The following is a 26,975-nucleotide window of genomic DNA, read 5'->3' as shown; positions in this document are numbered from 1 at the left end:
TGGTTGTGTGCGCAACGATATGCGTATCGTGCAGGTGCCGGCTGAAGGCGCGCGCAATGCGGGCCGCGGCGGCGCCATGCGCCACGCCGCACGAGCCGCGTGCGACGCCAGGAGACGATGGACGATGCGCGCAGCCGCCCCGCGCGGCCGCGCACGCCCGCAACCGGAGTGCCCCATGCAACGTGTACCGAACCAGCCGTTCACGCGTCCCGCCCGTTTCTCCGAAGCCGAGTGGCAGGCGCGCGTGCAGCTCGCGGCTGCCTACCGGATCTTCGACCATCTCGGCTGGACCGAGCTGATCTACAACCATATCTCGCTGCGCGTGCCGGGCGAGGACGGCCATTTCCTGATCAATCCGTTCGGGCTCCATTACCGTGAGGTCTGCGCGTCGAACCTCGTGAAGATCGACATCGACGGCAACGTGATCGGCCATTCCGACTGGCCGACCAACCCGGCGGGCTTCACGTTCCACAGCGCGATCCACGCGGCGCTGCCCGACGCGCACTGCGTGATGCACGTGCATACGACGCCCGCGATGGCCGTGTGCTGCTCGCGCGACGGGCTGTCGTTCTCGAACTTCTATTCGGCGCAGCTGTACGGGAAGATCGCGTATCACGATTTCGAGGGCATCACCGTGCATCTCGACGAAGGGCGGCGCATCGTCGAGAGCGCCGGCGGGCGGCCCGTGCTGCTGCTGCGCAACCACGGGCCCGTGACGATCGGCGCGACGCTCGCGCAGGCCTTCTCGCTGATGTGGCTGCTCAATCGCGCGTGCGAGGTGCAGGTCGCGACCCATGCGATCGGCGACGCACTGCCGATCGCGCCGCCCGTGCTGGAGGGCTGCGTGCGCGATTCGCTGAATTTCGACCCGAAGCACGGCGCGGGACAGGACGCGTTCGACGCGTTGCAGCGGATCGTCGATCGCGTCGACCCAGGCTATCGCGCGTGAGCGCGCGGTGCCGGCGCGATGTCGGGTTCGATTGCCACGGCGAAACTTGATTCGCGATGCCTGATGGCCGGCGAAGCCGAACTTGCCCGACGATGCCCGCTTGCCGTGCGGCGCAGGCAAAAAAAACGCGGCCGGATGGCCGCGTGAATACTCGCAGACTCCTTCGGACGAAGGAAACAAGCAACTGTGAGACGAAGTGTAGCGAAACGCCGCGCGCGGATTCAGGGCTCCCGCTGCAAAGGTCTCTTCCAGGTTCCGGCAGGCTGGCGGACGACGCGCAGGCTGCCGGATCGGCGGCGATCGACTACCATCATGGAACGTCCCCGTCCGGGTGGCGTACCCCGTCGTACAAGGAGGATTCATGCCGAAGCTGCGTTTGCTCCAGGTGGCGTTGCTCGCGGGCGTGCTGGCCGCCGGCAGTGTCGCTGCCGAAACGGTGCGCCTGTCCGCCAACCTGCAGCCGTCGAGCGAAGTGCCGCCTACCGCGACCAAGGGCTCCGGCGCCGTCGACGCGACCTACGACACGGCCACCCGCATGCTGCAGTGGACGGCGACTTACGAACACCTCACGGGGCCGGTGACCGCCGCGCACTTCCACGGGCCCGCGTCGGTCGGCCAGAATGCCGGCGTGCAGGTGCCGATCCCGAAGGACGGACTCGCGAGCCCGATCAAGGGTTCGAAGGAGCTGACCGACGCGCAGGTGACCGACCTGATGGGCGGCAAGTGGTACTTCAACGTTCATACGAAGGAGCATCCGGCCGGCGAGATCCGCGGTCAGCTGATGCCGGCGAGCTGATGCCGGCCAGCCGCGCACCGGCGTTTGATGTAGAGGCTCCCGTCGAGCGGCGCGGCAACGATCGCACGTACCATCGTCACACTGCGATGACGGAGTATGTTCGATGAGTTGGCAAAGCAAGTTCGCGTGCTGGCTGCTGCGCTGGCAGTTTCGTCCCGAGACCACGCGCCCGGTGCTCGATCCTGCCCGCGCGCGGCGCTTCACCGACCTGAGAATGGTCGTGCCGCGTCGCGCGCCGCCGGGCTACCGGCTGCGCCAATGCTACGGTCCCGGCGACGCGCCGCTGCGCGGCGAATGGCTCGAACGCACGGACACGGTCGCCGCTCGCGGGCCCGGCCGCACGCTGCTGTACTTCCACGGCGGCGGCTACTACTTCTGTTCGACGAAAACCCATCGGCCGCTCGTGTTCGGCCTCACGAAGCGCGCGGGCGTGCGCTCGTTCTCGCTCGACTACCGGCTCGCGCCCGAAAACCGCTTCCCGGCCGCGCTCGACGACGCGCTGGCCGCGTACCGGCAATTGCTGGCGCTCGGCACGCCGCCCGAGTCGATCGTGTTGGGCGGCGATTCGGCGGGCGGCGGCCTCGCGCTCGCGACGCTCGTCGCGCTGCGCGACCGCGGCGAGCCGTTGCCGGCCGGCGCGATCCTGTTCTCGCCGTGGACCGACCTGGCCGGCACCGGCGGCACGATGCGCAGCAACGACGGCCGCGATCCGATGTTCGCGGCCGCGGCGCTGCCGAAGGCGGCGAAGCTGTACCTGGGAGAAGCGTCGGCGACGCATCCGTACGCGTCGCCGCTTTATGCGGATTTCACCGGGCTGCCGCCGCTGTTCATCCAGGCTGGCAGCACCGAGGTGCTGCTCGACGATTCGCGCCGCGTCGCCGACAGCGCGAAGGCGGCCGGCGTACCGGTGCAGATCGAGGTGTGGCCCGGCATGCCGCACGTGTGGCAGCTCTACACGCCGATGGTGCCGGAGTCGCGCGACGCGCTCGACCGGGCGGCCGCGTTCCTGCGCAGCGTCGCGGTCGAGCGGGCGGTTCAGCGCGCGGGCGAGCCGTCGATCGCCTGATACGCGGCCTGCACGGCCACCGGTCCGTACTTGCGCTCGAGCCGGCGCACGGTGAAGTGGCCGTGCGCCATCTGCTGGAAGTGGTCGATGAACAGCGTGTTGACGGTCGCGCCGAGCACGGCTCCGATCGCCGGGATCGACTTCGCGGCCATCTGCTCGGTGACCTGCACCGAGAAGCGTGATGCCACCGTCTGCACGAGCTTGAACACCGCCGCCGAGCTGTGCGCGGCAATCCCTTTCGTCGTGATGTCCGACGACGCCTTCGAAATCGCCTGCGCGAGCGCGCCGCGCAGCACGAAATAGCCCAGATCGGCGTCCTCTTCCCGCTTGTCCGCGTTGCCGCCCATGCCGAGCACGGCCAGGCACTGCAGCTGCGTATCCACCGAGCCCAGGTCCTCGCCCTCGCTGCGCGCGATATCGCAGACCGAGCGGAAGATCAGCGTGGTCGTCACCGGCAGCTCGACCGGCAGCGCGAGGAAGCCGAACGCGCCACCCGCCGCGCCGGTCGTCGCGACCGCGAGCTTGTGCAGCAGGTTGCTCGGCTTGTCCGGCTCGGCGTCGGGCGTCTGAGGCCTGCCGAGCGTGCGCAGCGCGATGTTCAGGCACTTGCGCAGCGCGAGCTGCGTCGCGTCGTTGATCTTGCCGGTCGCGAAGTCCGGCAGCCGCGCGATCATCTTCTCGACCGGCGCGCCCAGCACGCCCGTCAGCTTCATCGTCAGCGACGGGCTTTCCAGCACCTGCTTCGCGCGCCGCAGCGCGTCCTGGTCTTCCCGCGACAGCGTCGCGGCAGGCGTGATTGAAATCGGTTCCATCGTTCTCCTTGGCGGCCGGGGCAGGTTAAACCGTCGCCAGCCTAGATTACTCCGGCATGCTAGAATTTTGAGATTGTTTGACTCGTCAAAAGTTGCATCAACAAAAAATGGCCGTCCATACTGCCGCCCACCATTCGAGCGGGCAAGTCCTGCCGTTCCGCGAATCGCTGCTGGCGATGATCGGGATTTCGTTCGTCACCATGCTCGTCGCGCTCGACCAGACGGTCGTCGGCACCGCGCTGCCGACCATCGTCGCCGAGTTGCGGGGCTTCGACCTGTACGCGTGGGTCGCGACCTCGTACCTGCTCAGTTCCGTGATCACCGTGCCGATCTTCGGCCGCCTCGGCGATTATTACGGGCGCAAGCCGTTCGTGATCGCATCGATCGTCGTGTTCACCGGCGCGTCGGTGCTGTGCGGGATGGCGAACGACATGCTGTTCCTGGTGCTCGCGCGCGGCCTGCAGGGGATCGGCGGCGGGATGCTGGTCGGCACCGCGTTCGCGTGCATTCCCGACCTGTTCCCCGATTCCGTCGTGCGGCTGCGCTGGCAGGTGCTGATGAGCTCCGCGTTCGGTATCGCGAACGCGGTCGGGCCGTCGCTCGGCGGGATCCTGACCCAGTCGTTCGGCTGGCGCTCGGTGTTCTACGTGAACCTGCCGGTCGGCCTGCTGTCGCTGTTCTTCGTGTGGCGCTACCTGCCGCACCTGCGGCATGTCGAGCACGACCGCAAGATGCGGCTCGACTGGCCGGGCGCGCTGCTGATCGCGCTGTCGCTCGGCGCGCTGCAGCTGTTCGTCGAATGGCTGCCGAAGTACGGCGTCGTGAGCTGGGCGTCGCTGCTGCTGGTCGTCGCGGTCGGCGCCGGCGTCGGTTTGTGGCATTGGGAAAAGCGCTGCGCGCAGCCGATTCTGCCGTTCGACATGTTCGGCAACCGCGCGCTGTCGGCGCTGTTCGTGCTTGCGATCCTCGCCGGCTTCTCGATGTTCTCGCTGCTGTTCTACGCGCCGCTGCTGTTCCAGGGCGGCTTCGGGATGTCGCCGAAGGAGGCGGGGCTCGTGATCACGCCGCTCGTCGTGTTCATCACGATCGGCAGCATCATGAACGGTCGCGTCGTCACGCGCATTCGCAATCCGAACGCGATGCTGCACGTCGGTTTCGTGCTGTTCGCGATCGCGTGCGCGGGCATCGTCGTGTCGACGCACACGACGCCGACCTGGGTGCTGATGGCGCTGATGGCCGCGGGCGGCATCGGCCTCGGTTTCGTGCTGCCGAACCTCACCGTGTTCGCGCAGCAGACGGCCGGCCGCGAACACCTTGGCATCGCGACCGCGCTGCTGCAGTCGCTGCGGATGGTCGGCGGGATGATCGGCACCGCGCTGACGGGCACGCTCGTCAACCAGCTGTATTCGAGCGGCGTGCGCGATGCGCTGTCGGGCGACCGCGCGCTGCAGTGGCACGCGCGGCTCGCCGATCCGCAGATCCTGATCGACCGCGCCGCGCAGGGCGGTCTCGTCGCGGAGCTGACCCGCGCCGGGCATAATGGCGCGCTGCTGCTCGAAGCGGCCCGCGAATCGCTGGTCGGCGCGATTCACCTGGGGGTCGCGATGGCGGCCGTCGTCGCCGTGGTGTCGGTGTGGCAGTGCCGCCGCGTGCCGCCGATCGCGCTGCGGCACAAGATCGAGCCGCATGTCGCGGCCGATTGACCGATTCACCGATTGAACGAACAGAACCGAGCGCATGGAAGAACAGGACCGCGTCGCGATCTTGCAGCAATTCGGACGCACGTATCGCGCGTTCATGACCGCCTTCGAAACGCACGTCGGGCAGCCGATGCCGCGCTGGCGGATCATGGTCGCGCTGCACACGATGGGCGGGCATTCGTCGCAGAAGAAGCTCGTCGAGGTGCTGCGCATCGATCCGGGCGCGCTCACGCGCCAGCTGAAATCGCTCGACGCGCTCGGCTGGATCGAGCGCGCGTCCGATGCCCGCGACAACCGCGTGACCAACGTCACGCTGACCGCCGATGGGCGCGCCGCGTTCGACGCGTGCCTGCCGCGCCGCAAGGCGTTTCTCGAACAGACGATGGCGCAACTGCCGGACGACGTGCTGACCGCGCTGTCGGGCGCGCTCGCGATGCTGGAGTCGCGGATCGCGGAGGTCGGCTCGACGCCGGCATCGCGCTGAAGGGCGGGAAGCAGCGCGCCGGCGCGCTCCCGCCGGCCGTTCGTGACCGGCGCGGCACACGGGTCGCACGAACCCGCCGCCGGCCGGCGTTTCATTTCATCTCATTCGACTTCGTTCACAGCTCGATGCGCGTGCCCAGCAGCGCGAGGAACTGGGCGAGCCACGCCGGATGCGCGGGCCATGCGGGCGCGGTGACGAACGGCGCGTCGGTCACGGCCGCATCGACCGGGATGTCCGCGTACTCGCCGCCCGCGAGCTTCACTTCGGGCGCGCAGGCCGGGTAGGCGGAGATGCGTTTGCCGCGGATCACGTCGGCGGCCGCGAGCAGCTGCGCCGCATGGCAGATCGCTGCGATCGGCTTGCCGGCTTCCGCGAACGCGCGCACCAGCGCGATCACCTTCGCATCGAGACGCAGGTATTCGGGTGCGCGGCCGCCCGCGATCGCGAGCGCGTCGTAGCCCGACGCATCGACGTCGTCGAACGTCGCATTGAGCGTGAACTGGTGGCCGGGTTTTTCGGTGTAGGTCTGGTCGCCCTCGAAATCGTGGATCGCGGTCTTGACCTTGTCGCCCGCGCGCTTGCCCGGGCAGACTGCATCGACGCGATGGCCGACGGCCTGCAGCGCCTGGAACGGCACCATCGTTTCGTAGTCTTCGGCGAAATCACCGGTCAGGAACAGGATCTTCTTCGCGGCCATGGCTTTCTCCATTGAACAGCGTTGAGGGTCCGTTCGCGCCGTGAGCAGCAGACGGGCGCTACGGCGGCGAAACGGCCCCGAGGACGAAAGCGCAGTGTACTCCGGCAGATTGAAGCGCGCGTGACGGCCGCCCCGCGCGGCGGCGGGGCGGTGCGCGCGGGGCGTCAGAAGAACGTTTCGACGACTTCCGTCACGCGGAACTGCGGATCGAGGACGAGCAGCTGGCGCCACTTGTCGAACGTCAGGCACGGGTGCGAGATGTCGAACGCGACCATGTCGCCGACCTTCACGTCCGCGCCCGGCGGGATCTGCAGGTACGCGTGCTGATCCATCATCCCGGTGACGGCCCAGCCCTCGCTCGCGGCGACGTCGCGCGGCGCGCTGTCGCGGCCCGGGCGGAAGTGGCGCGCCGGCTCGGGCATGCCCGCGTCGAACGCCGCGTCGCGCTTGCCGAGCGCGATGATCGCGCGATCGGGTTCCGGCACCGACTGCACGTACGCCCACAGCTGCAGCGCCGGCAGCAGCCCTTCGCCCATCCTGCGGGCGATCGGGTTGCGCGCGAACACGTCGGTCTGCGCCTTCTTGTAGATGCCGACGTCGTGCGTCAGGTAGCAGCCCGGACGCAGCACGACTTCCGCGAAGCCGGCGTCGGACGCCTTCGCGAATTCCTCCGCGACCACGTCGTACCATGCCGAGCCGGCACCCGACAGGATCGCCGGCGTGCGCGCGAAACGGCCGGCCTCGGCCAGCTCGCGCGTGAGCGCGACCGCGTCCTGCAGGAACGCGCGAATCTCGCCTTCCTCCTTCAGCACGCCTTCGTAGAGTTCGATGCCGGCCAGCTTCAGCGTGTCCGGGTAGCGCGCGATCGCGTCGAGCACGGCCTTGCGCTGCGCGGCGTCGCGCACGCCCGCGCGGCCGCCCGGCACGCCGAGCTCGATCAGCACGTTCAGCGTCTTTTTCGCGTCGCCGAAGAAGCGGCCGAGCTGGTCGACGCTGTCGGCCGAATCGACCAGGCAGAAGAATTCGAAGTCAGCGTCGGACAGCAGCTCCGCGATGATCGTCATGTTCTGGCGGCCGACCAGCTGGTTCGCGAGCAGCACGCGCCGCACGCCGCCGTGATAGGCCGCTTGCGTCTGGTGCGCGGTCGCCAGCGTGATGCCCCATGCGCCGGCCGCGAGCTGGCGGCGGAACAGTTGCGGCGCCATCGTCGTCTTGCCGTGCGGCGCGAACTGGGCGCCGTACTGCTGGACGAACGCCTGCATCCAGTTCAGATTGTGTTCGATGCGATCCGCGTACAGCACGGCGGCCGGCAGGCTGACGTCTTCCGCGAGCAGGCTCCACTCGAGGCGGCCTGCGTCGTCCAGCGGCACGCTCGCGCTCGGCAGGTTGCCGAGGCCCTTGCCCAACGGATTGATTGTCGGTTCCTGATAGTTTGTAACTTTCATGTCATCCCGCTCCATCATCACTATGCATTGCACTGAAGTTGACATGCAGATGGTACAGAAAGTAGCATCGGCGCGGTGATGTTATTTAGTATCATAAGGCGCCACACCCCTTTCAGCAGATGAATTCGCCCGCCACCCCGTCCGCTCCGTTCGCCGCCGCCCAACCGGCTCCGGTCGCCCAGCCGGTCCTCGACATCGTCGCGCGGATCGCCGAATGCGCGCCCGAGCTGCGCGAGGCCGAACGCAAGGTCGCCGCATTCATCCTCGCCGATCTCGCGCGCGCCGCCCATGCGAGCATCGGCGCGCTCGCGCGCGACGCGGAGGTCAGCGTCGCGACGGTCACGCGTTTCGCGAAGGCCGTCGGCTGCCGCGACGTGCGCGAACTGAAGGTGCTCGTCGCGCAGGCGGCGGCCGTCGGCCAGCGCTTTCTCGTGCCGTCCGACGAGCATGCCGAAGAAGACGCGAGCCCGGCATCGGTCGTCTACGACGAGATCCGCGTGGCGCTCGCGCACAACCACCAGCTGCTGCGCAACACGTCGTTCGACGCGGCGGCCGACCTGCTCGCCGGCGCGAAGATGATCTACGTGTACGGGCAGGGCGGCGGCTCGACCGCGCTCGCCGACGAATTGCGCTTCCGGCTCGTGCGCTTCGGCCGGCCGGTCGCGAGCTACCAGGACAGCCTGCTGCAGCGGATGGTGTCGGCGACGCTGTCGCGCGACGCGGTGGTCGTCGCGCTGTCGGTGAGCGGGCGCGTGCCCGAGCTGCTCGAGAGCTGCCGCCTCGCGAAGCGCTACGGCGCGAAGCTGATCGCGATCACCGCGCCGGCTTCGCCGCTCGCGAAGCTCGCCGACCACCTGATCCCGGTCGTCGCGTTCGAAACCGACTTCATTTACAAGCCTTCGACATCGCGCTACGCGATGATGATGGCGATCGACGTGCTCGTCACCGGAGTCGCGCTGCGGCTCGGCGATGCGGGCCGGGAATCGCTGCGCCGCATCAAGCATGCGCTCGACGCGCACCGCGGCGGCGGAGACCGTCAACCGGTAGGAGACTGACCATGCATTCGCATCCCGAAGCCGCCGATACGCTGATCGTCGGCGCGCAGCTGTACGACGGCACCGGCGCACCGCCCGTCACGCGCGACGTCGCGATCCGCAACGGCGTGATCGCGGCGATCGGCAACCTGTCGAACTGGCTCGCCGAGACGGTCGTCGATGCGAACGGCCGCGCGCTCGCGCCGGGCTTCGTCGACGTCCACACACACGACGACACGCACGTGATCCGCGCGCCGGAGATGCTGCCGAAGATCTCGCAGGGCGTGACGACCGTGATCGTCGGCAACTGCGGGATCAGCGCGTCGCCGGTGACGCTCGCGGGCGATCCGCCCGACCCGATGAACCTGCTCGGCGATCGCGACGCGTTCCGCTACCCGACCTTCGCCGCCTATGTCGCGGCCGTGAACGATGCGCGCCCGGCCGTGAACGTCGCGGCGCTCGTCGGGCACACCGCGCTGCGCAACAACCAGATGGACCGCCTCGACCGCGCGGCGACCGACGGCGAAATCGCCGGGATGCGCACGCAGCTCGAAGAGGCGCTCGCGAACGGCGCGCTCGGGCTGTCGTCGGGCCTTGCGTACGGCTCTGCATTCGCGGCGCCGGCCGAGGAGGTGATGGCGCTTGCCGAGCCGCTCGCGAATGCGGGCGCGCTGTACACGACCCACATGCGCACGGAGTTCGACGCGATCCTCGACGCGATGGACGAGGCCTACCGCGTCGGCCGTCACGCGCAGGTGCCGGTCGTGATCTCGCACCTGAAATGCGCGGGCCCGTCGAACTGGGGGCGCAGCACCGAGGTGCTCGCATCGCTCGAAGGCGCGCGCCGCTACCAGCCGGTCGGCTGCGACTGCTATCCGTACAGCCGCAGCTCGTCGACGCTCGACCTGAAGCAGGTGACGGGCGACATCGACATCACGATCACATGGTCGGAGCCGCATCCGGAAGTGGCGGGCAAGCTGCTGAAGGCGATCGCGGCGGAGTGGGGCGTGACCGAGCAGGAAGCCGCGCAGCGCATCCGCCCGGCCGGCGCCGTGTACCACAACATGTCCGAGGACGACGTGCGCCGGATCCTGTCGCACCCGGCGACGATGGTCGGCTCCGACGGCCTGCCGAACGATCCGCTGCCGCACCCGCGGCTGTGGGGCGCGTTCCCGCGCGTGCTCGGCCATTACGTGCGCGACACGAACCTGCTGCCGCTCGAGGAGGCGATCCGCAAGATGACGTCGCTGTCCGCGCGCCGCTACGGGATCGCGCGGCGCGGCGAAGTGCACGTCGGCTACCACGCGGATCTCGTGCTGTTCGATCCGGCGCGCGTGCTCGATGCCGCGACGTTCGAGCAGCCGCAGCAGCCCGCGCACGGGATCGACGCGGTATGGGTGAACGGCGTGCTGACCTACGAGAACGGCCAGCCGACCGGCGCGCGCGCCGGCGGCTTCGTCGCGCGCGGCGAGCGCGTGCCGGTGGGGGCCGACGCCGCGTTCTGAACGCGGTCCCGATCCGATTTGCCGCGTGCGCCATGTCGGTGCGCGCATCCGCAACCGTGCGTTGCATGGGACTGGTGCGGGCGCTGACGCTTGCGCGCCGATGCCGGTCGACAAACCAGGAGTGAAACGATGAAGCGATATGGCGTAGGCGAGGCGAAGGGTACCGGCGGCCAGGTGATGCCGTTTGCACGCGCGGTCGAGGCCGACGGCTGGCTGTACGTGTCGGGCCAGACGCCGATGGTGAACGGCGAGGTCGTCGAAGGCGGGATCGTCACGCAGTCGAAGCAGACGATCGAGAACGTGATCGCGATCCTGAAGGAAGCCGGCTACGGTCTCGAGCACGTCGTGCGCTGCGGCGTGTGGCTCGACGACGCACGCGATTTCGCGTCGTTCAACAAGGTGTTCGTGTCGTACTTCGGCGAGCATCCGCCGGCCCGCGCGTGCGTGCAGTCGAGCATGGTCATCGACTGCAAGGTCGAGGTCGACTGCATCGCTTACAAGGCGCCTGCGAAGTAACGCGCGCGCTTCCCGCGCACGGAAAAACAGCCCCGCCGGCGCGAGCCGGCGGGGCTGTTTCGTTTCGGGTGGGCCGCGACCGCTGGCCGCTATCGCCTGCCGGCGCGTGTCACTGCCGCGCAGTCCGCGCGTTGTCCGGCATCGGCTGGTTGTAGTTCGTGCGGAACGGGTTGATGTCGAGCCCGCCGCGGCGCGTATAGCGCGCGTACACCGCGAGCTTCACCGGTTTGCATGCGTGCAGGATGTCGAGGAAGATGCGCTCGACGCACTGCTCGTGAAAGCCCGTGTGATTGCGAAACGAGATGATGTAGCGCAGCAGGCCCGCATGGTCGATCTGCGGGCCGACGTAGTGGATCTGCACGCTGCCCCAGTCGGGCTGGCCGGTGACCGGGCAGTTCGAGCGCAGCAGGTCGGACACGAGCGTCTCCTCGACCGGCGCTTCGTCCTGGGCGGCCGACAGCAGCGACGGATCGGGTTCGTACACGTCGGTGTCGAGGTCGAGCCGGTCGAGCGACAGCCCGTCGAGCTCCTCCATCTCGAGCTTGCCGAAATCATGCGGCGACACGAGCTGTACCGACACGCTCGCGCCGCACGCGGCCGACACGTCGCGCTTCAACACGTCGCGCACCGCGTCGACCGAGTCGAACTTCGATTGCGCGAACGCGCCGAGATACAGCTTGAACGACTTCGATTCGACGATGTTCGGCGATTCGGCCGGCACGAAGAACGTCGCGACCGCGAGCTGCGGCTTGCCGCGCGCGTTGAGCCACGACAGCTCGTACGCATTCCAGATGTCGGTGCCGAAGAACGGCAGCGCCGACGTGATGCCGAGCTGCTCGCGCGCTCCGGCGCGCGGGATCGGAAACAGCAGCGACGCGTCGTACCGGGCTGCGTAGACGGTGGCCTTGCCGAGCGGGGAATGTTCGGGATTCATTGCGTGACGCCTTTACGACAGGAAGAGGCGGTAGGCCGGATTGGCGCTCTCTTCGACATACGGATAGCCGAGCGCGGCGAGGAAGCGTTCGAACTCGGCATGATCGGCCTGCGGCACCTGCAGCCCGACGAGGATCGAGCTGTAGTCCGCGCCCTGGTTGCGGTAGTGGAACAGGCTGATGTTCCAGTCCGGCGCCATCGACGACAGGAACTTCATCAGCGCGCCCGGCCGTTCCGGGAATTCGAAGCGGAACAGGCGTTCATCGAGCGCGAGCGGCGAGCGGCCGCCCACCATGTAGCGGATATGCTCCTTCGACAGCTCGTCGTGCGTCAGGTCGACGGTCTGGAAGCCGTGCGACTCGAAGTTCGCGGCGATCTCGGCCGATTCGCCGCGCCGCTTGATCTGCACGCCGACGAAGATGTGCGCGGATTGCGCATCGGCGATCCGGTAATTGAACTCGGTCACGTTGCGATCGCCGACGAGCGAGCAGAAGCGCTTGAAGCTGCCGCGTTCCTCGGGGATCGTGACCGCGAACACGGCCTCGCGTGCCTCGCCGACTTCCGCGCGCTCGGCAACGAAGCGCATCCGGTCGAAGTTCATGTTCGCGCCGGACGTGACCGCGACGAGCGTCTGGTTCTCGATCCCTTCGCGTTCGGCATAGCGTTTCGCGCCGGCGACCGCGAGCGCGCCGGACGGCTCGAGCACGCTGCGCGTGTCCTGGAACACGTCCTTGATCGCCGCGCACAGCGCGTCGGTGTCGACGGTCACGACGCCGTCGAGGAATTCGCGGCAGAGCCGGAAGGTTTCCTCGCCGACGAGCTTCACCGCGGTGCCGTCCGCGAACAGGCCGACCTCGGCCAGCTCGACGCGCTCGCCTTTTTGCAGCGATTGCGCCATCGCGCACGAATCCTCGGCCTGCACGCCGAACACCTTGATCTCCGGCCGCACCGCTTTTACATAGGCAGCCACGCCGGCCGCGAGCCCGCCGCCGCCGATCGGCACGAAGATCGCGTGAATCGGGCCCTGGTGCTGACGCAGGATTTCCATCGCGATGGTGCCCTGGCCGGCGATCACGTACGGATCGTCGAACGGGTGGACGAACGTGAGGTCGCGTTCCGCCTGCACCTTGACTGCATGCGCGTATGCATCGCTGTACGACTCGCCCGCCTGGATCACCTCGACGCTCGGGCCGCCGTGCGTGCGCACCGCATCGACCTTCACCTGCGGCGTCGTGACGGGCACGACGATCACGGCCTTGATGCCCATCCGGGCCGCCGAGAACGCGACGCCCTGCGCGTGGTTGCCTGCCGACGCCGTAATCACGCCGCGCGCGAGCGCATCGGCCGGAATGTGCGCCATCTTGTTGTACGCGCCGCGCAGCTTGAACGAGAACACCGGCTGGTTGTCCTCGCGCTTCAGGTAGACGGGGTTGCGCAGCCGGGCCGACAGGTTGCGGGCGGGTTCGAGTTCCGTCTCGAGCGCGACGTCGTAGACGCGCGCGGTGAGGATTTTCTTCAGGTAATCGTGGGATGCCATGGGCGCTCGCGTGCAGTGCGGAAGCAGACGGTAAAGGATCAATGATAGCGCCAAGGGTCCGCCCGCACGCAAGCGGCATGCCGGGCGCACCGTCGCGGAACCGGGGCGGCGGGCGTGTTTGCCGCGTGGCGCGCCCCTTTTTACCGGTTTAACCGCGCGGTTACCGACCGGACGGATGGCGAATCCCGGCGTAAAATCGTGCCGAACCAGGCCTGGCGCGGGTTGCGGCGATAGCCCCACGGCCTGTCCGGCGTGTCACGCATGGGCCGATCATGGGTTAGAATTCCGTTTTGAATCAAGGATCGGAAGATGCAGAGGCACCCTCGGATCGCTCCGTTGAAGCCGTCGCCGCGCGCAGCCAGCCCCGCGGCGCAGCGGCATGCGCGCCGCGCGCGATCGTGCTGATGGCCCCGAGTGCCGCCAGGCCCTGCCGGCCCGGAACGGTGAGTCCAGACCCGCTCCGGCCCCATGCGAGATAGTCGCGCGCCTGGCACCAGAACAGATTTCCCCAAGATTGCGCCTACGCGCTTGCCGACGCCCGTGCACGGTGTATCGGCCCTCCGAGTCGTCCGAACATGAACGCACCACAAGTTTTCGATCCGCATGGCGCGGCCGCCGCCGTCGCCGCCGACCCCGCGCCCCGACTGCGCGAGATCCCCTACAACTACACGTCCTTCTCCGACCGCGAGATCGTGATCCGCCTGCTCGGCGAGGAGGCGTGGTCGGTACTCGACGAGCTGCGCGCCGAACGCCGCACGGGCCGCTCGGCACGGATGCTGTATGAAGTGCTCGGCGACATCTGGGTCGTGCGCCGCAACCCGTACCTGCAGGACGACCTGCTCGACAACCCGAAGCGCCGCGCGCTCCTGATCGAGGCGCTGAACCACCGCCTGACCGAGATCGGCAAGCGCCGCCGCGCCGACCTGACCGCGCACCACGACGACGCGGGCCGCGAACGCGCCGGACGCGTCGAGATGCTCGAGGCCGCCGCGCAGCGCGCGGTCGACGAGTTCGCCGACGAATTCGACAAGATGGCCGACCTGCGCCGCCGCGCGACCAAGGCGCTCGGCCGCTGCACGCAGAAGGACAATATCCGCTTCGACGGGCTGTCGCGCGTGTCGCACGTGACCGACGCGACCGACTGGCGCGTCGAATACCCGTTCGTCGTGCTGACCCCCGATACCGAAGCCGAGATCGCGGGGCTGATCAAGGCCTGCTTCGAGCTCGGCCTGACCGTGATCCCGCGCGGCGGCGGCACCGGCTATACGGGCGGCGCGGTGCCGCTCACGCCGTTCTCCGCGGTGATCAACACCGAGAAGCTCGAACAGCTCGGCGCGGTCGAACTCACCGAGCTGCCGGGCGTCGCGCACAAGGTGCCGACGATCTTCTCCGGCGCGGGCGTCGTCACGCGCCGCGTGACCGAGGCGGCCGAGGCGGCCGGCTACGTGTTCGCGGTCGATCCGACCTCGCTCGACGCGTCGTGCATCGGCGGCAACGTCGCGATGAACGCCGGCGGCAAGAAGGCCGTGCTGTGGGGCACCGCGCTCGACAACCTGGCGTGGTGGCGGATGGTCGACCCGGACGGCAACTGGCTCGAAGTCACGCGCCACGAGCACAACCAGGGCAAGATCCACGACATCGCGGTCGCGCGTTTCGAGCTGAAGTGGTTCGACGGTGCGCATGCGCCGGGCGAGAAGCTGCTGAAGACCGAGATGCTCGAGATCGAAGGCCGCCGGTTCCGCAAGGAAGGCCTCGGCAAGGACGTGACCGACAAGTTCCTCGCGGGCCTGCCGGGCGTGCAGAAGGAAGGCTGCGACGGGCTGATCACGTCCGCGCGCTGGGTGCTGCACAAGATGCCCGCGCACACGCGCACCGTCTGCCTCGAGTTCTTCGGCCAGGCGCGCGAGGCGATCCCGAGCATCGTCGAGATCAAGGACTACCTGTTCGAGACGTCGAAGCAGGGCGGCGCGATCCTCGCGGGCCTCGAGCACCTCGACGAGCGCTACCTGCGCGCGGTCGGCTACGCGACCAAGAGCAAGCGCAACGCATTCCCCAAGATGGTGCTGATCGGCGACATCGTCGGCGATGACGCAGATGCGGTCGCGCACGCGACATCCGAAGTGATCCGGATGGCGAACGGCAAGAGCGGCGAAGGCTTCGTCGCGATCAGCGCGGAGGCGCGCAAGCGCTTCTGGCTCGACCGCAGCCGCACGGCCGCGATCGCGAAGCACACGAACGCGTTCAAGATCAACGAAGACGTCGTCATCCCGCTGAACCGGATGGGCGAGTACACCGACGGCATCGAGCGGATCAACATCGAGCTGTCGCTGAAGAACAAGCTGCAGCTCGTCGACGCGCTCGAGGCGTTTTTCCGCGCCGGCAACCTGCCGCTCGGCAAGACCGACGACGCGAACGAGATCCCGAGCGCCGAACTGCTCGAGGATCGTGTCCAGCAGGCGCTGGAGTTGCTCAAGCGCGTGCGCGCGCGCTGGGAATTCGTGCGCGACCGGCTCGACCAGCCGCTGCGCGAGGCGCAGCACTACCTCGTGCAGCTCGGTTACGAGGCGCTCGCCGAGAAGTTCGCCGACCGTGCGGACGAGCAGCCGGGCGCGACCGTGTTCCACATCACGCAGGACCGCACGGTCCGCATCTCGTGGAAGCAGGAGATCCGCGCGGAGCTGCGCGCGATCTTCAACGGCGGCGCGTTCAAGCAGATCCTCGACGAAGCGCAGGCGATCCACAAGCAGGTGCTGCGCGGCCGCGTGTTCGTCGCGCTGCACATGCACGCGGGCGACGGCAACGTCCACACCAACCTGCCGGTCAACTCCGACAACTACGAGATGCTGCAGGATGCGCACGCGGCGGTTGCGCGCATCATGACGCTCGCGCGCTCGCTCGACGGCGTGATCTCCGGCGAGCACGGGATCGGCATCACGAAGCTCGAGTTCCTGACCGACGACGAGATCGCCGAATTCCGCGCGTACAAGCAGCGCGTCGACCCGAACGGCCGCTTCAACAAGGGCAAGCTGCTCGACGGCGCCGATCTTCGCAACGCGTACACGCCGAGCTTCGGGCTGATGGGCTACGAGTCGCTGATCATGCAGCAGTCCGACATCGGCGCGATCGCCGATTCGGTGAAGGACTGCCTGCGCTGCGGCAAGTGCAAGCCGGTGTGCGCGACCCACGTGCCGCGCGCGAACCTGCTGTACAGCCCGCGCAACAAGATCCTCGCGACCTCGCTCTTGGTCGAGGCGTTCCTGTACGAGGAACAGACGCGCCGCGGCGTGTCGATCAAGCACTGGGACGAGTTCAACGACGTGGCCGACCACTGCACGGTGTGCCACAAGTGCGCGACGCCGTGCCCGGTGAAGATCGACTTCGGCGACGTCACGATGAACATGCGCAACCTGTTGCGCAAGATGGGCAAGAAGAAGTTCAACGCCGGCAATGCGGCGGGCATGTTCTTCCTGAACGCGACCAATCCGCAGACGATCAACGCCGCGCGCGGCGTGATGATGGGCGTCGGCTACAAGGTGCAGCGCTTCGCGAACGACATGCTGAAGAAGGTCGTGACGAAGCAGACGCAGCACCCGCCGGCAACGGTCGGCAAGCCGCCCGTCGTCGAGCAGGTGATCCACTTCGTCAACAAGAAGATGCCGGGCAACCTGCCGAAGAAGACGGCGCGCGCGCTGCTCGACATCGAGGACAACAAGATCGTGCCGATCATCCGCAACCCGAAGTCGACGACCGTCGATTCGGAAGCGGTGTTCTACTTCCCGGGCTGCGGCTCCGAGCGCCTGTTCTCGCAGGTCGGCCTCGCGACGCAGGCGATGCTGTGGGAAGCCGGCGTGCAGACCGTCTTGCCGCCGGGCTACCTGTGCTGCGGTTATCCGCAGCGCGGCTCGGGCCAGTACGACAAGGCCGAGAAGATCGTCACCGACAACCGCGTGCTGTTCCACCGCGTCGCGAACACGCTGAACTACCTCGACATCAAGACGGTGGTCGTGTCGTGCGGCACCTGCTACGACCAGCTCGCGGGCTATGAATTCGACAAGATCTTCCCGGGCTGCCGGATCATCGACATCCACGAGTTCCTGCTCGAGAAGGGGATGAAGCTCGACGGCGTGACGGGCACGCGCTACATGTATCACGACCCGTGCCACACGCCGATCAAGACGATGGACCCGGTGAAGCTCGTCAACGAACTGATGGGCGCGGAGAAGGACGGCTACCGGATCGAGAAGAACGAGCGCTGCTGCGGCGAATCGGGCACGCTCGCGGTCACGCGTCCGGACATCTCGACGCAGGTCCGCTTCCGCAAGGAAGAGGAGATCCGCAAGGGGGCCGCCAAGCTGCGCAGCATCCCGGTCGTGGCCGGCAGCGCGCCGGCGTCGGCCGCGGCCGCGAACGGCCCGGACGTGAAGATCCTGACGAGCTGCCCGTCGTGCCTGCAGGGCCTGTCGCGCTACAACGAGGATGCGAACATCGAGGCCGACTACATCGTCGTCGAAATCGCGCGCCAGGTGCTCGGCGAGAACTGGATGGCCGACTATGTCGCACACGCGAACAATGGCGGGATCGAGCGCGTGCTGGTCTAATGCGGGCATGATGACCGCCCGGCCGGGCTAGGGATGAGCGGGCGCCGGCGCATGAGCGCCGGCGCCCGCCCACATGGGAGCGACGATGGAATGTGTGTTTTGCCGTGAAGACGGCGGCGAGGTGCTCTGGCAGGACGACATGCTGCGCGTCGTCCTCGCGGCGGGCGAGCACGAGTACCCGGGCTTCTGCCGGGTGATCTGGGGCGCGCACGTGGCCGAGTTCTCCGATCTCGGCGAGCCCGAGCGGGCACACCTGATGCGCGTGGTGTACGCGGTGGAGCGGGCCGTGCGCCGCGTGATGCAGCCGAACAAGGTGAATCTCGCGAGCCTCGGCAACATGGTGCCGCACGTGCACTGGCACGTGATTCCGCGCTTCTCGAACGACGCCCATTTCCCGCAGCCCGTCTGGGCGCCACGCCAGCGCGGCGTGTCCGAGGCGCTGCTGCGCACGCGCGCGGCGCAGGCCTCGCTGCTGCACAATGCGGTGCGCGAGGAAATTCAACGAACGACCGATCCGAGGCAGCCATGAGCGGTTTGACTTCCACGACGCCGATTCCGTCCGGCGTCGTCGTGCACGCGGTGTCGCGCGTGCTCGAATTGCAGTACCCGAACGGCGAGAGTTACCGGATTCCGTTCGAGCTGATGCGCGTCTGTTCGCCGTCGGCCGAGGTGCGCGGCCACGGGCCCGGCCAGGAGACGCTGCAGACCGGCAAGCGCGAGGTGACGATCACCGCGCTCGAGGGCGTGGGCAACTACGCGCTGCAGCCGACGTTCTCCGACGGCCATTCGACCGGTATCTACTCGTGGGACCTGCTGTACGAACTGGCGACGCAGCAGGACGCGCTGTGGCGCGACTATTTCGACAAACTGAAGGCGGCGGGCGTCGAGCGCGACGCGCCGATGCCGGCGGCCTCCGCGCCGCACGGCCACTGCCACTGAAATCGACGGCGCCCGCTCGGCGCCGTCTTGCCATTTACTGAGGATCAACGCGATGAGCAAAACCCACTTCGGCTTCGAAAGCGTCGAGGAAAACGAAAAAGCGAAGAAAGTGGCGGGCGTGTTCCATTCGGTCGCGAGCAACTACGATCTGATGAACGACCTGATGTCGGCCGGCATGCACCGCGCGTGGAAGGCGTTCACGATCGCGCAGGCGAACGTGCGCCCCGGCTTCAAGGTGCTCGACCTTGCAGCCGGCACCGGCGACCTGACCAAGGCGTTCGCGAAGGCGGCCGGGCCGACCGGCGAGGTCTGGCACACGGACATCAACGAATCGATGCTGCGCGTCGGCCGCGACCGGCTGCTCGACAAGGGCATCGTGACGCCGTCGCTCCTGTGCGACGCGGAGAAAATTCCGTTTCCGGACAACTACTTCGACGTGGTCACGGTCGCGTTCGGGCTGCGCAACATGACGCACAAGGATGCCGCGCTGGCCGAGATGCGCCGCGTGACGAAGCCCGGCGGCCGCGTGATGGTGCTGGAATTCTCGAAAGTCTGGGATCCGCTGAAAAAAGCGTACGATCTGTATTCTTTCAAAGTATTACCGTGGCTTGGCGACAAGTTCGCGAAAGATGCTGAAAGTTACCGGTATCTTGCTGAATCTATCCGGATGCACCCCGATCAGGACACGCTGAAGACGATGATGGAACAAGCGGGCCTCGATGCCGTCAAATATTACAATTTGTCAGGTGGCGTGGTAGCTTTACACATGGGAGCCAAGTACTAAGGGGCTCTTCCCATACATTTGTCTTACATCTGGAGAAACTGATGTTCGAATCGCGTTCGTTGTTCAACCGTAGCAAGCCGTCGAAGCCGTGGGCTCGACGGGTCGGCACGCTGCTGATGGTCGGCCTGCTCACGGCCGGCACGTTCGCATCGCTCGACGCCGAGGCCAAGCGCATGGGCGGCGGCCGCAGCATCGGCCGCCAGAGTTCCACCGTCACGCAGCGCCAGGCCACGCCGCCCACGCAGCAGCCGATGCAGCAGGCTGCGCCGGCGCAGGCGCAGCGCACGAATCCGGCCGCGCCGGCACCCGCCGCGCAGCCCAACCGCTCGCGCTGGCTCGGGCCGATCGCCGGTCTCGCGGCCGGCCTCGGCATCGCGGCGCTGCTGTCGCACTTCGGCCTAGGCGGCGCGTTCGCGAGCATGATGGCGAACGTCATCGTGATCGCACTGCTCGCGATGGTCGGCATCTGGCTCATCCGCAAGTTCATGAACCGTCGCCGTTCGCAGGAGCCGGCGTACTCGGTCGGCGGCTCGGCATCGTCGTCGGGCAGCTACTCGCAAAGCCCGTCGTTCCAGCAGGGCAGCACCGGCAGCAACCATGCGGGCAGCGGCAGCAGCTATGCGAACGAAGCGCAGGGCGTGTTCGGCGGCGGCACACCGGCCGCCGGCGCGGTGGGCGCGATGGCGGCCGCACCGCTGCAGGTGCCGGCCGGCTTCGACACCGAAGCGTTCCTGCGCAGCGCGAAGGTCTACTTCGTGCGCCTGCAGGCGGCATGGGATCAGGGCAACCTGGCCGACATCCGCGAGTTCACGACGCCGGAAATGTTCGCCGAGATCAAGATCGATCTCGACTCGCGCGGCAACGAGGTGAACCAGACCGATGTCGTTCAGCTCGACGCGGAACTGGTCGCGATCGAGGATCGCGGCATCGAGCAGTCGGCGAGCGTGCGCTTCCACGGGCTGATCCGCGAGTCGGCGAGTGCGTCGGCGGCGCCGTTCGACGAGGTGTGGAACCTGTCGAAGTCGGGCAGCCAGGGCTGGCTGCTCGCGGGTATCCAGCAGCTCAACACGCACTGAGCGTGACCGGCGGCCGGCTTGCCGGCTGCCCGGGCGACGGCCGCCGCGGTGCGACCGCTTGCCGCCCGGGTGTGCGGTTGGCCGCGGTCTGCCGACGATCCGACGTTACAATAGAAACCCGCGCAGGCGCCCGGCCTGCGCGGGTTTTTTCTTTCCCAGCCCGATGACCTTTGCCGCCAAGCCTTTTGCTGCTGCTGTCAATCACCTGCTCGCGCGCGAATCGTGGGCGCGCGACCGCCTGATCCCCTATGCGGGCAAGACCGCCCGGCTCGACGTGCCGCCCGTCACGCTCACGCTGCTCGTGCAGCCCGACGGCTATCTGTGCGCGGTGGAAGCGCACGATGCGCAACACGTCGACGTGTCGATCGCGCTCGCGGGCGATACGGTCGCCGCATTCCTGCAGGGCGGCCAGGCGGCCGTGATGAAGCACGTGAAGATCGAGGGTGACGCGGAGTTCGCGACGCAGATCGCGAAGCTGGCCGAGCACCTGCGCTGGGAACCTGAGGAAGATCTCGCGAAGCTGGTCGGCGACGCGGCGGCGCACCGGATCGCGACGGTCGTGCGCGACGCCGGCGCGCGCGCGCGCCGCACCGGCCGCAACGTGCTCGATTCCGTCGCCGAGTACTGGCTCGACGAGAACCCGCAAGTCGTCCGGCGCACGGTGCTCGGCGGCTTCGACGCCGAACTGGCGCGTGCGCGCGATGCGCTCGCGCGGGTCGAGAAACGGGTTGAGCGACTCGAACAAAAAATCGGCGCGCGCACGGGCTCCGGCCCGCGCGGCGCGCACTGAGGGCCGCAGGGCATGCGCATTTTCCGTTTCATCAAGATTGTCTACACCGTCATCCGCTTTGGCCTCGACGAAGTGATGCTGTCCCGGATCGACGACCGGCGCGTGAAGCTGCTGCTGCGGATCACGACGATCGGCCGCCGCTATTCCGATCCGCCCGCCGTGCGGCTGCGTCACGCGCTCGAAAGCCTCGGCCCGATCTTCGTGAAGTTCGGCCAGGTGCTGTCGACGCGCCGCGACCTGCTGACGGTCGATTTCGCGAACGAACTCGCGAAGCTGCAGGACCAGGTGCCGCCGTTCGATCCGGCGGTCGCGATCGCGATCATCGAGAAGTCGCTCGGTGCGCCGGTCGACGAGCTGTTCGACGAATTCGAGCGCGAGCCCGTCGCGAGCGCGTCGATCGCGCAGGTGCATTTCGCGAAACTCAAGCAGGGCGCGCATGCGGGCAAGGCGGTCGCCGTCAAGGTGCTGCGCCCGAACATGCTGTCCGTGATCGACTCCGACCTCGCGCTGATGCGCGACATCGCGATCTGGACCGAGCGCATGTGGGCCGACGGCCGGCGCCTGAAGCCGCGCGAAGTCGTCGCCGAATTCGACAAGTACCTGCACGACGAGCTCGACCTGATGCGCGAGGCCGCGAACGGCAGCCAGCTGCGCCGCAACTTCGCGGGCCTCGACCTGCTGCTCGTGCCCGAGATGTTCTGGGATTTCTCGACCTCGCAGGTGCTCGTGATGGAGCGCATGACCGGCGTGCCGATCAGCCAGGTCGAGACGCTGCGTACCGCGGGCGTCGACATCAAGAAGCTCGCGCGGGAAGGTGTCGAGATCTTCTTCACGCAGGTGTTCCGCGACGGGTTCTTCCATGCGGACATGCACCCGGGCAACATCCAGGTGAGTCTCGATCCGAAGACCTTCGGCCGCTATGTCGCGCTCGATTTCGGGATCGTCGGCGCGTTGTCGGATTTCGACAAGAACTACCTCGCGCAAAACTTTCTCGCGTTCTTCAAGCGCGATTACCACCGCGTTGCGACGCTGCACCTCGAATCGGGCTGGGTGCCGCCCGAGACGCGCGTCGAGGAACTCGAAAGCGCGATCCGCGCGGTGTGCGAGCCGTATTTCGACCGCGCGCTGAAGGACATCTCGCTCGGCCAGGTGCTGATGCGCCTGTTCTCGACGTCACGCCGCTTCAACGTCGAGATCCAGCCGCAGCTCGTGCTGCTGCAGAAGACGATGCTGAACGTCGAGGGGCTCGGCCGCTCGCTCGACCCCGAGCTCGACCTGTGGAAGACCGCGAAGCCGTATCTCGAGCGCTGGATGACCGAGCAGATCGGCCTGCGCGGCTGGTACGAGCGCTTCAAGGTCGAGGCGCCGCAGTGGAGCAAGACGCTGCCGCAACTGCCGCGCCTGATCCATCACGCGATGGCGGCACGCCACGATGCGCCGCGTGCGGCAAGCGAGGAACTGATGCGCCAGATCCTCGTCGAGCAGAAACGTACCAACCGGTTGCTGCAGGCATTGCTGATCTTCGGTCTTGCCGTCGGCGTCGGGGCGCTCGTCGCGCGCGTGCTGCTCGCGCTCGCGTACGGCGCATGACCGACAGGAGCCGTGCGATGTCCGAACGGAAGCAACCGTCCGCGCCGGGCCCCGCCGAGTTCGCGACGCGCGACCCCGGCAACGCATCGTTCTGGGACGAGCGGTTCGCGCGCGGCGTGACGCCCTGGGAATTCGGCGGCGTGCCGGACGGGTTTCGCGCGTTTGCGCAGCGGCGCGCGCCGTGCGCGGTGCTGATTCCCGGCTGCGGCAGTGCGCAGGAGGCCGGCTGGCTCGCGCAGGCCGGCTGGCCGGTGCGCGCGATCGATTTCGCCGCGCAGGCGGTGGCGGCCGCGAAGGCGCAGCTCGGCGCGCATGCGGACGTCGTCGAGCAGGCCGATTTCTTCGCGTACCGGCCGCCGTTCGACGTGCAGTGGGTGTACGAGCGCGCGTTCCTGTGCGCGCTGCCGCCGAGCCTGCGCGCCGGCTATGCGGCGCGGATGGCCGAACTGCTGCCCGCGGGCGCGCTGCTGGCCGGCTATTTCTTCGTGACGGCGAAACCGAAGGGGCCGCCGTTCGGGATCGAGCGTGCCGAACTCGACGCGCTGCTTTCGCCGCACTTCGAGCTGATCGAGGATTTGCCGGTGACCGATTCGCTGCCCGTGTTCGAAGGGCACGAGCGCTGGCTCACGTGGCGCCGCCGCTGAAGTCCGGGCGTCGCGGCCGTTGCCGGAGCGCGCCGGGGTTTCGGCTATAATTCAAGGTTTTGCAAGCCGTTTCCAGTTTCTGCGGGAAAAAATATCATGCCGATCTACGCCTATCGATGCGAAGCGTGTGGTTTCGCGAAGGACGTGCTCCAGAAGATGAGCGACGCGCCGCTGTCACAGTGTCCGGAATGCGGGAAGGATGCGTTTCGCAAGCAGGTCACTGCCGCGGGCTTCCAGCTGAAGGGATCGGGTTGGTATGTCACCGATTTCCGCGGCGGCTCGGGCGGCACCAGCGCACCGGCGGCGGCGTCGGGCGACGCGGCGCCGGCAGCGGCTGCGCAAGCAGCGCCCGCAGCGGCCGCGGCGGGCAGTTCCGAAAGCACGACGACGAGCGCCGCGCCGGCCCCGGCTGCGGCGCCCGCCGCCGGCAGTTGACAGTCGCGGCCCGGCCGGGCCGCGTCCACACCGCGCTTCCGGCGCGGTTCATTGACGGCAGATGATGAAAAAGACGACCCTGAAAACGGTGTTCCTGACCGGCCTGCTGGTTCTCGTCCCGCTCGCGATCACGCTGTGGGTGCTCGGCCTCATCATCGGCACGATGGACCAGACGCTGCTGCTGCTGCCCGAATCGTGGCAGCCGGAGCGGATGCTCGGCTTCCACCTGCCGGGGATCGGCGCGGTGCTGACGCTCGCGTTCATCTTCGTCGTCGGGCTGGCCACGCAGAACTTCATCGGCCAGAAGCTCGTCACGTGGTGGAACGCGGTCGTGCGTCACATCCCGGTCGTCGGGCCGATCTACACGAGCGTCAAGCAGGTGTCGGACACGCTGCTGTCGAGCAGCGGCAACGCGTTCCGCAAGGCGCTGCTGATCGAATACCCGCGCCGCGGCTCGTATACGATCGCGTTTCTGACCGGCGCGCCCGGCGGCGACGTGGTCAACCATCTGACGGAAGAGTACGTGAGCGTGTACGTGCCCACGACGCCGAACCCGACGTCGGGCTTCTTCCTGATGCTGCCGAAGAGCGAAGTCATCGAACTCGACATGTCGGTCGATGCCGCGCTCAAGTACATCGTCTCGATGGGCGTCGTGGCGCCTTCGGCGCCGGCCCCGGCGCCCGCCCGCCGTCCCGTCGAGCCGCCGCTGTAAGTAAAGAATCATCGCCCGGGCCGCGCGTTGCGGCACCCGTTGATCAAACCGAACGAAAGCAAACATCATGTCGATGCGTACTGAATACTGCGGTCTCGTGACCGAACACCTGCTGGGCCAAACCGTGTCGCTGTGCGGCTGGGTGCAGCGCCGCCGCGATCACGGCGGTGTGATCTTCATCGACCTGCGCGATCGTGAAGGCCTCGTGCAGGTGGTGTGCGACCCGGATCGCGCGGAAATGTTCGCGACCGCCGAAGGCGTGCGCAACGAGTTCTGCGTGCAGATCAAGGGTCTCGTGCGCAACCGTCCGGAAGGCACGGTCAACGCCGGCCTGAAGAGCGGCAAGATCGAAGTGCTGTGCCACGAGCTGAACGTGCTGAACGCGTCGGTGACGCCGCCGTTCCAGCTCGACGACGACAACCTGTCGGAAACGACGCGCCTCACGCACCGCGTGCTCGACCTGCGCCGCCCGCAGATGCAGCACAACCTGCGCCTGCGCTATCGCGTCGCGATCGAAGCGCGCAAGTACCTCGACGAGCAGGGCTTCATCGACATCGAAACGCCGATGCTGACGAAGAGCACGCCGGAAGGCGCACGCGACTACCTCGTGCCGTCGCGCGTGAACGCGGGCCAGTTCTTCGCGCTGCCGCAGTCGCCGCAGCTGTTCAAGCAGCTGCTGATGGTCGCGAACTTCGACCGTTACTACCAGATCACCAAGTGCTTCCGCGACGAGGACCTCCGTGCCGACCGTCAGCCGGAATTCACGCAGATCGACTGCGAGACGTCGTTCCTCGGCGAGCAGGAAATCCGCGATCTGTTCGAAGACATGATCCGTCACATCTTCAAGACGACGATCGACGTCGAACTCGACGCGAAATTCCCGGTGATGCCGTACTCGGAAGCGATGGCGCGTTTCGGTTCGGACAAGCCGGACCTGCGCGTGCAGCTCGAATTCACCGAGCTGACCGACGCGATGAAGGACGTCGACTTCAAGGTGTTCAGCACGCCGGCCAACGCGAAGGACGGCCGTGTCGCGGCGCTGCGCGTGCCGAAGGGCGGCGAGCTGTCGCGCGGCGACATCGACGGCTACACGGAATTCGTGCGCATCTACGGCGCGAAGGGCCTCGCGTGGATCAAGGTCAACGAGAAGGCGAAGGGCCGCGACGGCCTGCAGAGCCCGATCGTCAAGAACCTGCACGACGCGTCGATCGCGGCGATCCTCGAGCGCACCGGCGCCGAAGACGGCGACATCATCTTCTTCGCGGCCGACCGCGCGAAGGTCGTCAACGACAGCCTCGGCGCGCTGCGCCTGAAGATCGGCCATTCGGAATTCGGCAAGGCGAACGGCCTCGTCCAGGCCGGCTGGAAGCCGCTGTGGGTCGTCGACTTCCCGATGTTCGAATACGACGACGAGGACGCGCGCTACGTCGCGGCACACCACCCGTTCACGAGCCCGAAGGACGAGCACCTCGAATACCTCGAGACCGATCCGGGCCGCTGCCTCGCGAAGGCATACGACATGGTGCTGAACGGCTGGGAAATCGGCGGCGGCTCGGTGCGTATCCACCGCGAGGAAGTGCAGAGCAAGGTGTTCCGCGCGCTGAAGATCGGCGCGGAAGAAGCGCAGCTGAAGTTCGGCTTCCTGCTGGACGCGCTGCAGTACGGCGCGCCGCCGCACGGCGGTATCGCATTCGGTCTCGACCGCATCGTCACGATGATGGCCGGTGCCGATTCGATCCGCGACGTGATCGCGTTCCCGAAGACGCAGCGTGCGCAGGATCTGCTCACGCAGGCGCCGAGCCCGGTCGACGAGCGTCAGCTGCGCGAACTGCACATCCGTCTGCGCCAGCCGGAACAGCCGAAGGCGTAACGTGCTTCCCGGAGGTCGTGTGTGCGGCGACGCCCACACGACGCTCGATGAAAAAGGCGCAGC

General features: G+C 67.7%; 24 protein-coding genes. 19 read left to right on the top strand and 5 right to left on the bottom strand.

Features of this window, described 5'->3' with window-relative positions; translation table 11 throughout:
• Nucleotides 1–175 precede the first annotated feature (175 nt).
• The 3 genes from DIE22_RS09715 to DIE22_RS09705 all read left to right on the top strand — a co-directional run bounded on the left by DIE22_RS09715 (nucleotide 176) and on the right by DIE22_RS09705 (nucleotide 2,811).
• On the top strand, nucleotides 176–949 hold the full coding sequence (locus DIE22_RS09715) for a class II aldolase/adducin family protein (RefSeq protein ID WP_124498950.1): 774 nt from the start codon (nucleotides 176–178) through the stop codon (nucleotides 947–949).
• 361 nt (nucleotides 950–1,310) lie between these two features.
• On the top strand, nucleotides 1,311–1,745 hold the full coding sequence (locus tag DIE22_RS09710; RefSeq protein ID WP_124498951.1) for a CHRD domain-containing protein: 435 nt from the start codon (nucleotides 1,311–1,313) through the stop codon (nucleotides 1,743–1,745).
• A gap of 103 nt (nucleotides 1,746–1,848) precedes the next feature.
• Nucleotides 1,849–2,811 (top strand): alpha/beta hydrolase, encoded by a 963-nt coding sequence (locus tag DIE22_RS09705; protein WP_124604957.1) that lies wholly within the window; start codon nucleotides 1,849–1,851, stop codon nucleotides 2,809–2,811.
• Here DIE22_RS09705 and DIE22_RS09700 read toward each other — a convergent pair.
• Nucleotides 2,781–3,623, bottom strand: a complete 843-nt coding sequence (locus DIE22_RS09700) for an EcsC family protein (RefSeq protein ID WP_124604956.1) — start codon at nucleotides 3,621–3,623, stop codon at nucleotides 2,781–2,783. The two genes, DIE22_RS09705 and DIE22_RS09700, sit on opposite strands and share 31 nt — an antisense overlap.
• A gap of 107 nt (nucleotides 3,624–3,730) precedes the next feature.
• Between DIE22_RS09700 and DIE22_RS09695 the strand changes: the two genes are divergently transcribed.
• Together DIE22_RS09695 and DIE22_RS09690 are read left to right on the top strand one after the other, a co-directional pair.
• A complete protein-coding gene (locus tag DIE22_RS09695; protein WP_124498954.1) occupies nucleotides 3,731–5,326 on the top strand; it encodes an MDR family MFS transporter in 1,596 nt (531 codons plus the stop codon).
• A 34-nt stretch (nucleotides 5,327–5,360) separates the two neighbouring features.
• The gene (locus tag DIE22_RS09690) at nucleotides 5,361–5,807 is read left to right on the top strand and encodes a MarR family winged helix-turn-helix transcriptional regulator (RefSeq protein WP_124498955.1); all 447 of its coding nucleotides are present in this window, start codon (nucleotides 5,361–5,363) and stop codon (nucleotides 5,805–5,807) included.
• Between the two features lie 115 nt (nucleotides 5,808–5,922).
• Here the strand turns inward: DIE22_RS09690 and DIE22_RS09685 are convergent, their stop codons facing one another.
• On the bottom strand, nucleotides 5,923–6,504 hold the full coding sequence (locus tag DIE22_RS09685; protein ID WP_124498956.1) for a DJ-1/PfpI family protein: 582 nt from the start codon (nucleotides 6,502–6,504) through the stop codon (nucleotides 5,923–5,925).
• Nucleotides 6,505–6,668: 164 nt separating this feature from the next.
• Complete coding sequence (locus tag DIE22_RS09680; protein WP_124604955.1) at nucleotides 6,669–7,949, bottom strand: amino acid deaminase; 1,281 nt, start codon at nucleotides 7,947–7,949, stop codon at nucleotides 6,669–6,671.
• Between the two features lie 119 nt (nucleotides 7,950–8,068).
• On the opposite strand from DIE22_RS09680, the gene DIE22_RS09675 reads away from it, so the two are divergent.
• The 3 genes from DIE22_RS09675 (at nucleotide 8,069) to DIE22_RS09665 (ending at nucleotide 11,004) form a co-directional block, all read left to right on the top strand.
• Nucleotides 8,069–9,004: a MurR/RpiR family transcriptional regulator gene (locus DIE22_RS09675; RefSeq protein WP_124604954.1), complete on the top strand. Its 936-nt coding sequence runs from the start codon at nucleotides 8,069–8,071 to the stop codon at nucleotides 9,002–9,004.
• 2 nt (nucleotides 9,005–9,006) lie between these two features.
• Entirely contained in the window at nucleotides 9,007–10,488 is a 1,482-nt protein-coding gene (locus DIE22_RS09670; protein WP_124604953.1) for an amidohydrolase family protein, read from the top strand.
• A gap of 129 nt (nucleotides 10,489–10,617) precedes the next feature.
• Nucleotides 10,618–11,004, top strand: a complete 387-nt coding sequence (locus DIE22_RS09665) for a RidA family protein (protein WP_006751946.1) — start codon at nucleotides 10,618–10,620, stop codon at nucleotides 11,002–11,004.
• Between the two features lie 109 nt (nucleotides 11,005–11,113).
• On the opposite strand, the gene queF is transcribed toward DIE22_RS09665, so the two are convergent.
• Entirely contained in the window at nucleotides 11,114–11,938 is an 825-nt protein-coding gene (queF, locus tag DIE22_RS09660; protein ID WP_124498959.1) for an NADPH-dependent 7-cyano-7-deazaguanine reductase QueF, read from the bottom strand.
• A 12-nt stretch (nucleotides 11,939–11,950) separates the two neighbouring features.
• Nucleotides 11,951–13,474 (bottom strand): threonine ammonia-lyase, biosynthetic, encoded by a 1,524-nt coding sequence (gene ilvA / locus DIE22_RS09655; RefSeq protein WP_124604952.1) that lies wholly within the window; start codon nucleotides 13,472–13,474, stop codon nucleotides 11,951–11,953.
• Nucleotides 13,475–14,049: 575 nt separating this feature from the next.
• On the opposite strand from ilvA, the gene DIE22_RS09645 reads away from it, so the two are divergent.
• The 11 genes from DIE22_RS09645 (at nucleotide 14,050) to aspS (ending at nucleotide 26,912) form a co-directional block, all read left to right on the top strand.
• Nucleotides 14,050–18,072: a DUF3683 domain-containing protein gene (locus DIE22_RS09645; protein WP_124604951.1), complete on the top strand. Its 4,023-nt coding sequence runs from the start codon at nucleotides 14,050–14,052 to the stop codon at nucleotides 18,070–18,072.
• An 85-nt stretch (nucleotides 18,073–18,157) separates the two neighbouring features.
• Nucleotides 18,158–18,601 (top strand): HIT family protein, encoded by a 444-nt coding sequence (locus DIE22_RS09640; RefSeq protein ID WP_124498962.1) that lies wholly within the window; start codon nucleotides 18,158–18,160, stop codon nucleotides 18,599–18,601.
• Nucleotides 18,598–19,011 (top strand): gamma-butyrobetaine hydroxylase-like domain-containing protein, encoded by a 414-nt coding sequence (locus tag DIE22_RS09635; protein WP_124498963.1) that lies wholly within the window; start codon nucleotides 18,598–18,600, stop codon nucleotides 19,009–19,011. The genes DIE22_RS09640 and DIE22_RS09635 overlap by 4 nt, the downstream gene beginning before the upstream one ends.
• A 52-nt stretch (nucleotides 19,012–19,063) precedes the next feature.
• The gene (ubiE, locus tag DIE22_RS09630; protein ID WP_124498964.1) at nucleotides 19,064–19,795 is read left to right on the top strand and encodes a bifunctional demethylmenaquinone methyltransferase/2-methoxy-6-polyprenyl-1,4-benzoquinol methylase UbiE; all 732 of its coding nucleotides are present in this window, start codon (nucleotides 19,064–19,066) and stop codon (nucleotides 19,793–19,795) included.
• 41 nt (nucleotides 19,796–19,836) lie between these two features.
• Nucleotides 19,837–20,871: a Tim44 domain-containing protein gene (locus tag DIE22_RS09625; protein WP_124604950.1), complete on the top strand. Its 1,035-nt coding sequence runs from the start codon at nucleotides 19,837–19,839 to the stop codon at nucleotides 20,869–20,871.
• 163 nt (nucleotides 20,872–21,034) lie between these two features.
• Nucleotides 21,035–21,661: an SCP2 domain-containing protein gene (locus DIE22_RS09620; protein ID WP_124498966.1), complete on the top strand. Its 627-nt coding sequence runs from the start codon at nucleotides 21,035–21,037 to the stop codon at nucleotides 21,659–21,661.
• Between the two features lie 12 nt (nucleotides 21,662–21,673).
• Nucleotides 21,674–23,251: a ubiquinone biosynthesis regulatory protein kinase UbiB gene (gene ubiB, locus DIE22_RS09615; protein ID WP_124498967.1), complete on the top strand. Its 1,578-nt coding sequence runs from the start codon at nucleotides 21,674–21,676 to the stop codon at nucleotides 23,249–23,251.
• Between the two features lie 17 nt (nucleotides 23,252–23,268).
• On the top strand, nucleotides 23,269–23,895 hold the full coding sequence (locus tag DIE22_RS09610; protein WP_124498968.1) for an SAM-dependent methyltransferase: 627 nt from the start codon (nucleotides 23,269–23,271) through the stop codon (nucleotides 23,893–23,895).
• Between the two features lie 96 nt (nucleotides 23,896–23,991).
• Nucleotides 23,992–24,330, top strand: a complete 339-nt coding sequence (locus DIE22_RS09605) for an FmdB family zinc ribbon protein (RefSeq protein ID WP_124498969.1) — start codon at nucleotides 23,992–23,994, stop codon at nucleotides 24,328–24,330.
• A gap of 61 nt (nucleotides 24,331–24,391) precedes the next feature.
• Nucleotides 24,392–25,042 carry a DUF502 domain-containing protein gene (locus tag DIE22_RS09600; protein WP_027785397.1) on the top strand — a complete coding sequence of 217 codons (651 nt, stop codon included), beginning with the start codon at nucleotides 24,392–24,394 and terminating at the stop codon, nucleotides 25,040–25,042.
• A gap of 67 nt (nucleotides 25,043–25,109) precedes the next feature.
• Entirely contained in the window at nucleotides 25,110–26,912 is a 1,803-nt protein-coding gene (gene aspS / locus DIE22_RS09595; RefSeq protein ID WP_006477843.1) for an aspartate--tRNA ligase, read from the top strand.
• The last annotated feature ends 63 nt before the right edge of the window (nucleotides 26,913–26,975 follow it).

It is taken from the genome of Burkholderia sp. Bp9142 (assembly GCF_003853415.1).
Lineage (GTDB): Bacteria > Pseudomonadota > Gammaproteobacteria > Burkholderiales > Burkholderiaceae > Burkholderia.
Note: the sequence above shows the minus strand (reverse complement) of the source record. Positions and strands in the feature narration are given on the sequence as shown.

Excerpts from the sequence above, each read along its gene's own strand:
- DIE22_RS09605 (WP_124498969.1), top strand. The coding sequence starts at position 23,992 with ATGCCGATCTACGCCTATCGATGCGAAGCGTGTGGTTTCGCGAAGGAC.
- DIE22_RS09710 (WP_124498951.1), top strand. The coding sequence starts at position 1,311 with ATGCCGAAGCTGCGTTTGCTCCAGGTGGCGTTGCTCGCGGGCGTGCTG.
- queF (WP_124498959.1), bottom strand. The coding sequence starts at position 11,938 with ATGAATCCCGAACATTCCCCGCTCGGCAAGGCCACCGTCTACGCAGCC.
- ubiE (WP_124498964.1), top strand. The coding sequence starts at position 19,064 with ATGAGCAAAACCCACTTCGGCTTCGAAAGCGTCGAGGAAAACGAAAAA.
- DIE22_RS09645 (WP_124604951.1), top strand. The coding sequence starts at position 14,050 with ATGAACGCACCACAAGTTTTCGATCCGCATGGCGCGGCCGCCGCCGTC.
- DIE22_RS09640 (WP_124498962.1), top strand. The coding sequence starts at position 18,158 with ATGGAATGTGTGTTTTGCCGTGAAGACGGCGGCGAGGTGCTCTGGCAG.
- DIE22_RS09705 (WP_124604957.1), top strand. The coding sequence starts at position 1,849 with ATGAGTTGGCAAAGCAAGTTCGCGTGCTGGCTGCTGCGCTGGCAGTTT.
- DIE22_RS09635 (WP_124498963.1), top strand. The coding sequence starts at position 18,598 with ATGAGCGGTTTGACTTCCACGACGCCGATTCCGTCCGGCGTCGTCGTG.
- DIE22_RS09680 (WP_124604955.1), bottom strand. The coding sequence starts at position 7,949 with ATGAAAGTTACAAACTATCAGGAACCGACAATCAATCCGTTGGGCAAG.
- DIE22_RS09625 (WP_124604950.1), top strand. The coding sequence starts at position 19,837 with ATGTTCGAATCGCGTTCGTTGTTCAACCGTAGCAAGCCGTCGAAGCCG.
- DIE22_RS09695 (WP_124498954.1), top strand. The coding sequence starts at position 3,731 with ATGGCCGTCCATACTGCCGCCCACCATTCGAGCGGGCAAGTCCTGCCG.
- ilvA (WP_124604952.1), bottom strand. The coding sequence starts at position 13,474 with ATGGCATCCCACGATTACCTGAAGAAAATCCTCACCGCGCGCGTCTAC.
- DIE22_RS09670 (WP_124604953.1), top strand. The coding sequence starts at position 9,007 with ATGCATTCGCATCCCGAAGCCGCCGATACGCTGATCGTCGGCGCGCAG.
- DIE22_RS09610 (WP_124498968.1), top strand. The coding sequence starts at position 23,269 with ATGTCCGAACGGAAGCAACCGTCCGCGCCGGGCCCCGCCGAGTTCGCG.
- DIE22_RS09700 (WP_124604956.1), bottom strand. The coding sequence starts at position 3,623 with ATGGAACCGATTTCAATCACGCCTGCCGCGACGCTGTCGCGGGAAGAC.
- DIE22_RS09685 (WP_124498956.1), bottom strand. The coding sequence starts at position 6,504 with ATGGCCGCGAAGAAGATCCTGTTCCTGACCGGTGATTTCGCCGAAGAC.
- DIE22_RS09620 (WP_124498966.1), top strand. The coding sequence starts at position 21,035 with ATGACCTTTGCCGCCAAGCCTTTTGCTGCTGCTGTCAATCACCTGCTC.
- DIE22_RS09665 (WP_006751946.1), top strand. The coding sequence starts at position 10,618 with ATGAAGCGATATGGCGTAGGCGAGGCGAAGGGTACCGGCGGCCAGGTG.
- DIE22_RS09715 (WP_124498950.1), top strand. The coding sequence starts at position 176 with ATGCAACGTGTACCGAACCAGCCGTTCACGCGTCCCGCCCGTTTCTCC.
- DIE22_RS09675 (WP_124604954.1), top strand. The coding sequence starts at position 8,069 with ATGAATTCGCCCGCCACCCCGTCCGCTCCGTTCGCCGCCGCCCAACCG.
- ubiB (WP_124498967.1), top strand. The coding sequence starts at position 21,674 with ATGCGCATTTTCCGTTTCATCAAGATTGTCTACACCGTCATCCGCTTT.
- DIE22_RS09600 (WP_027785397.1), top strand. The coding sequence starts at position 24,392 with ATGATGAAAAAGACGACCCTGAAAACGGTGTTCCTGACCGGCCTGCTG.
- aspS (WP_006477843.1), top strand. The coding sequence starts at position 25,110 with ATGTCGATGCGTACTGAATACTGCGGTCTCGTGACCGAACACCTGCTG.
- DIE22_RS09690 (WP_124498955.1), top strand. The coding sequence starts at position 5,361 with ATGGAAGAACAGGACCGCGTCGCGATCTTGCAGCAATTCGGACGCACG.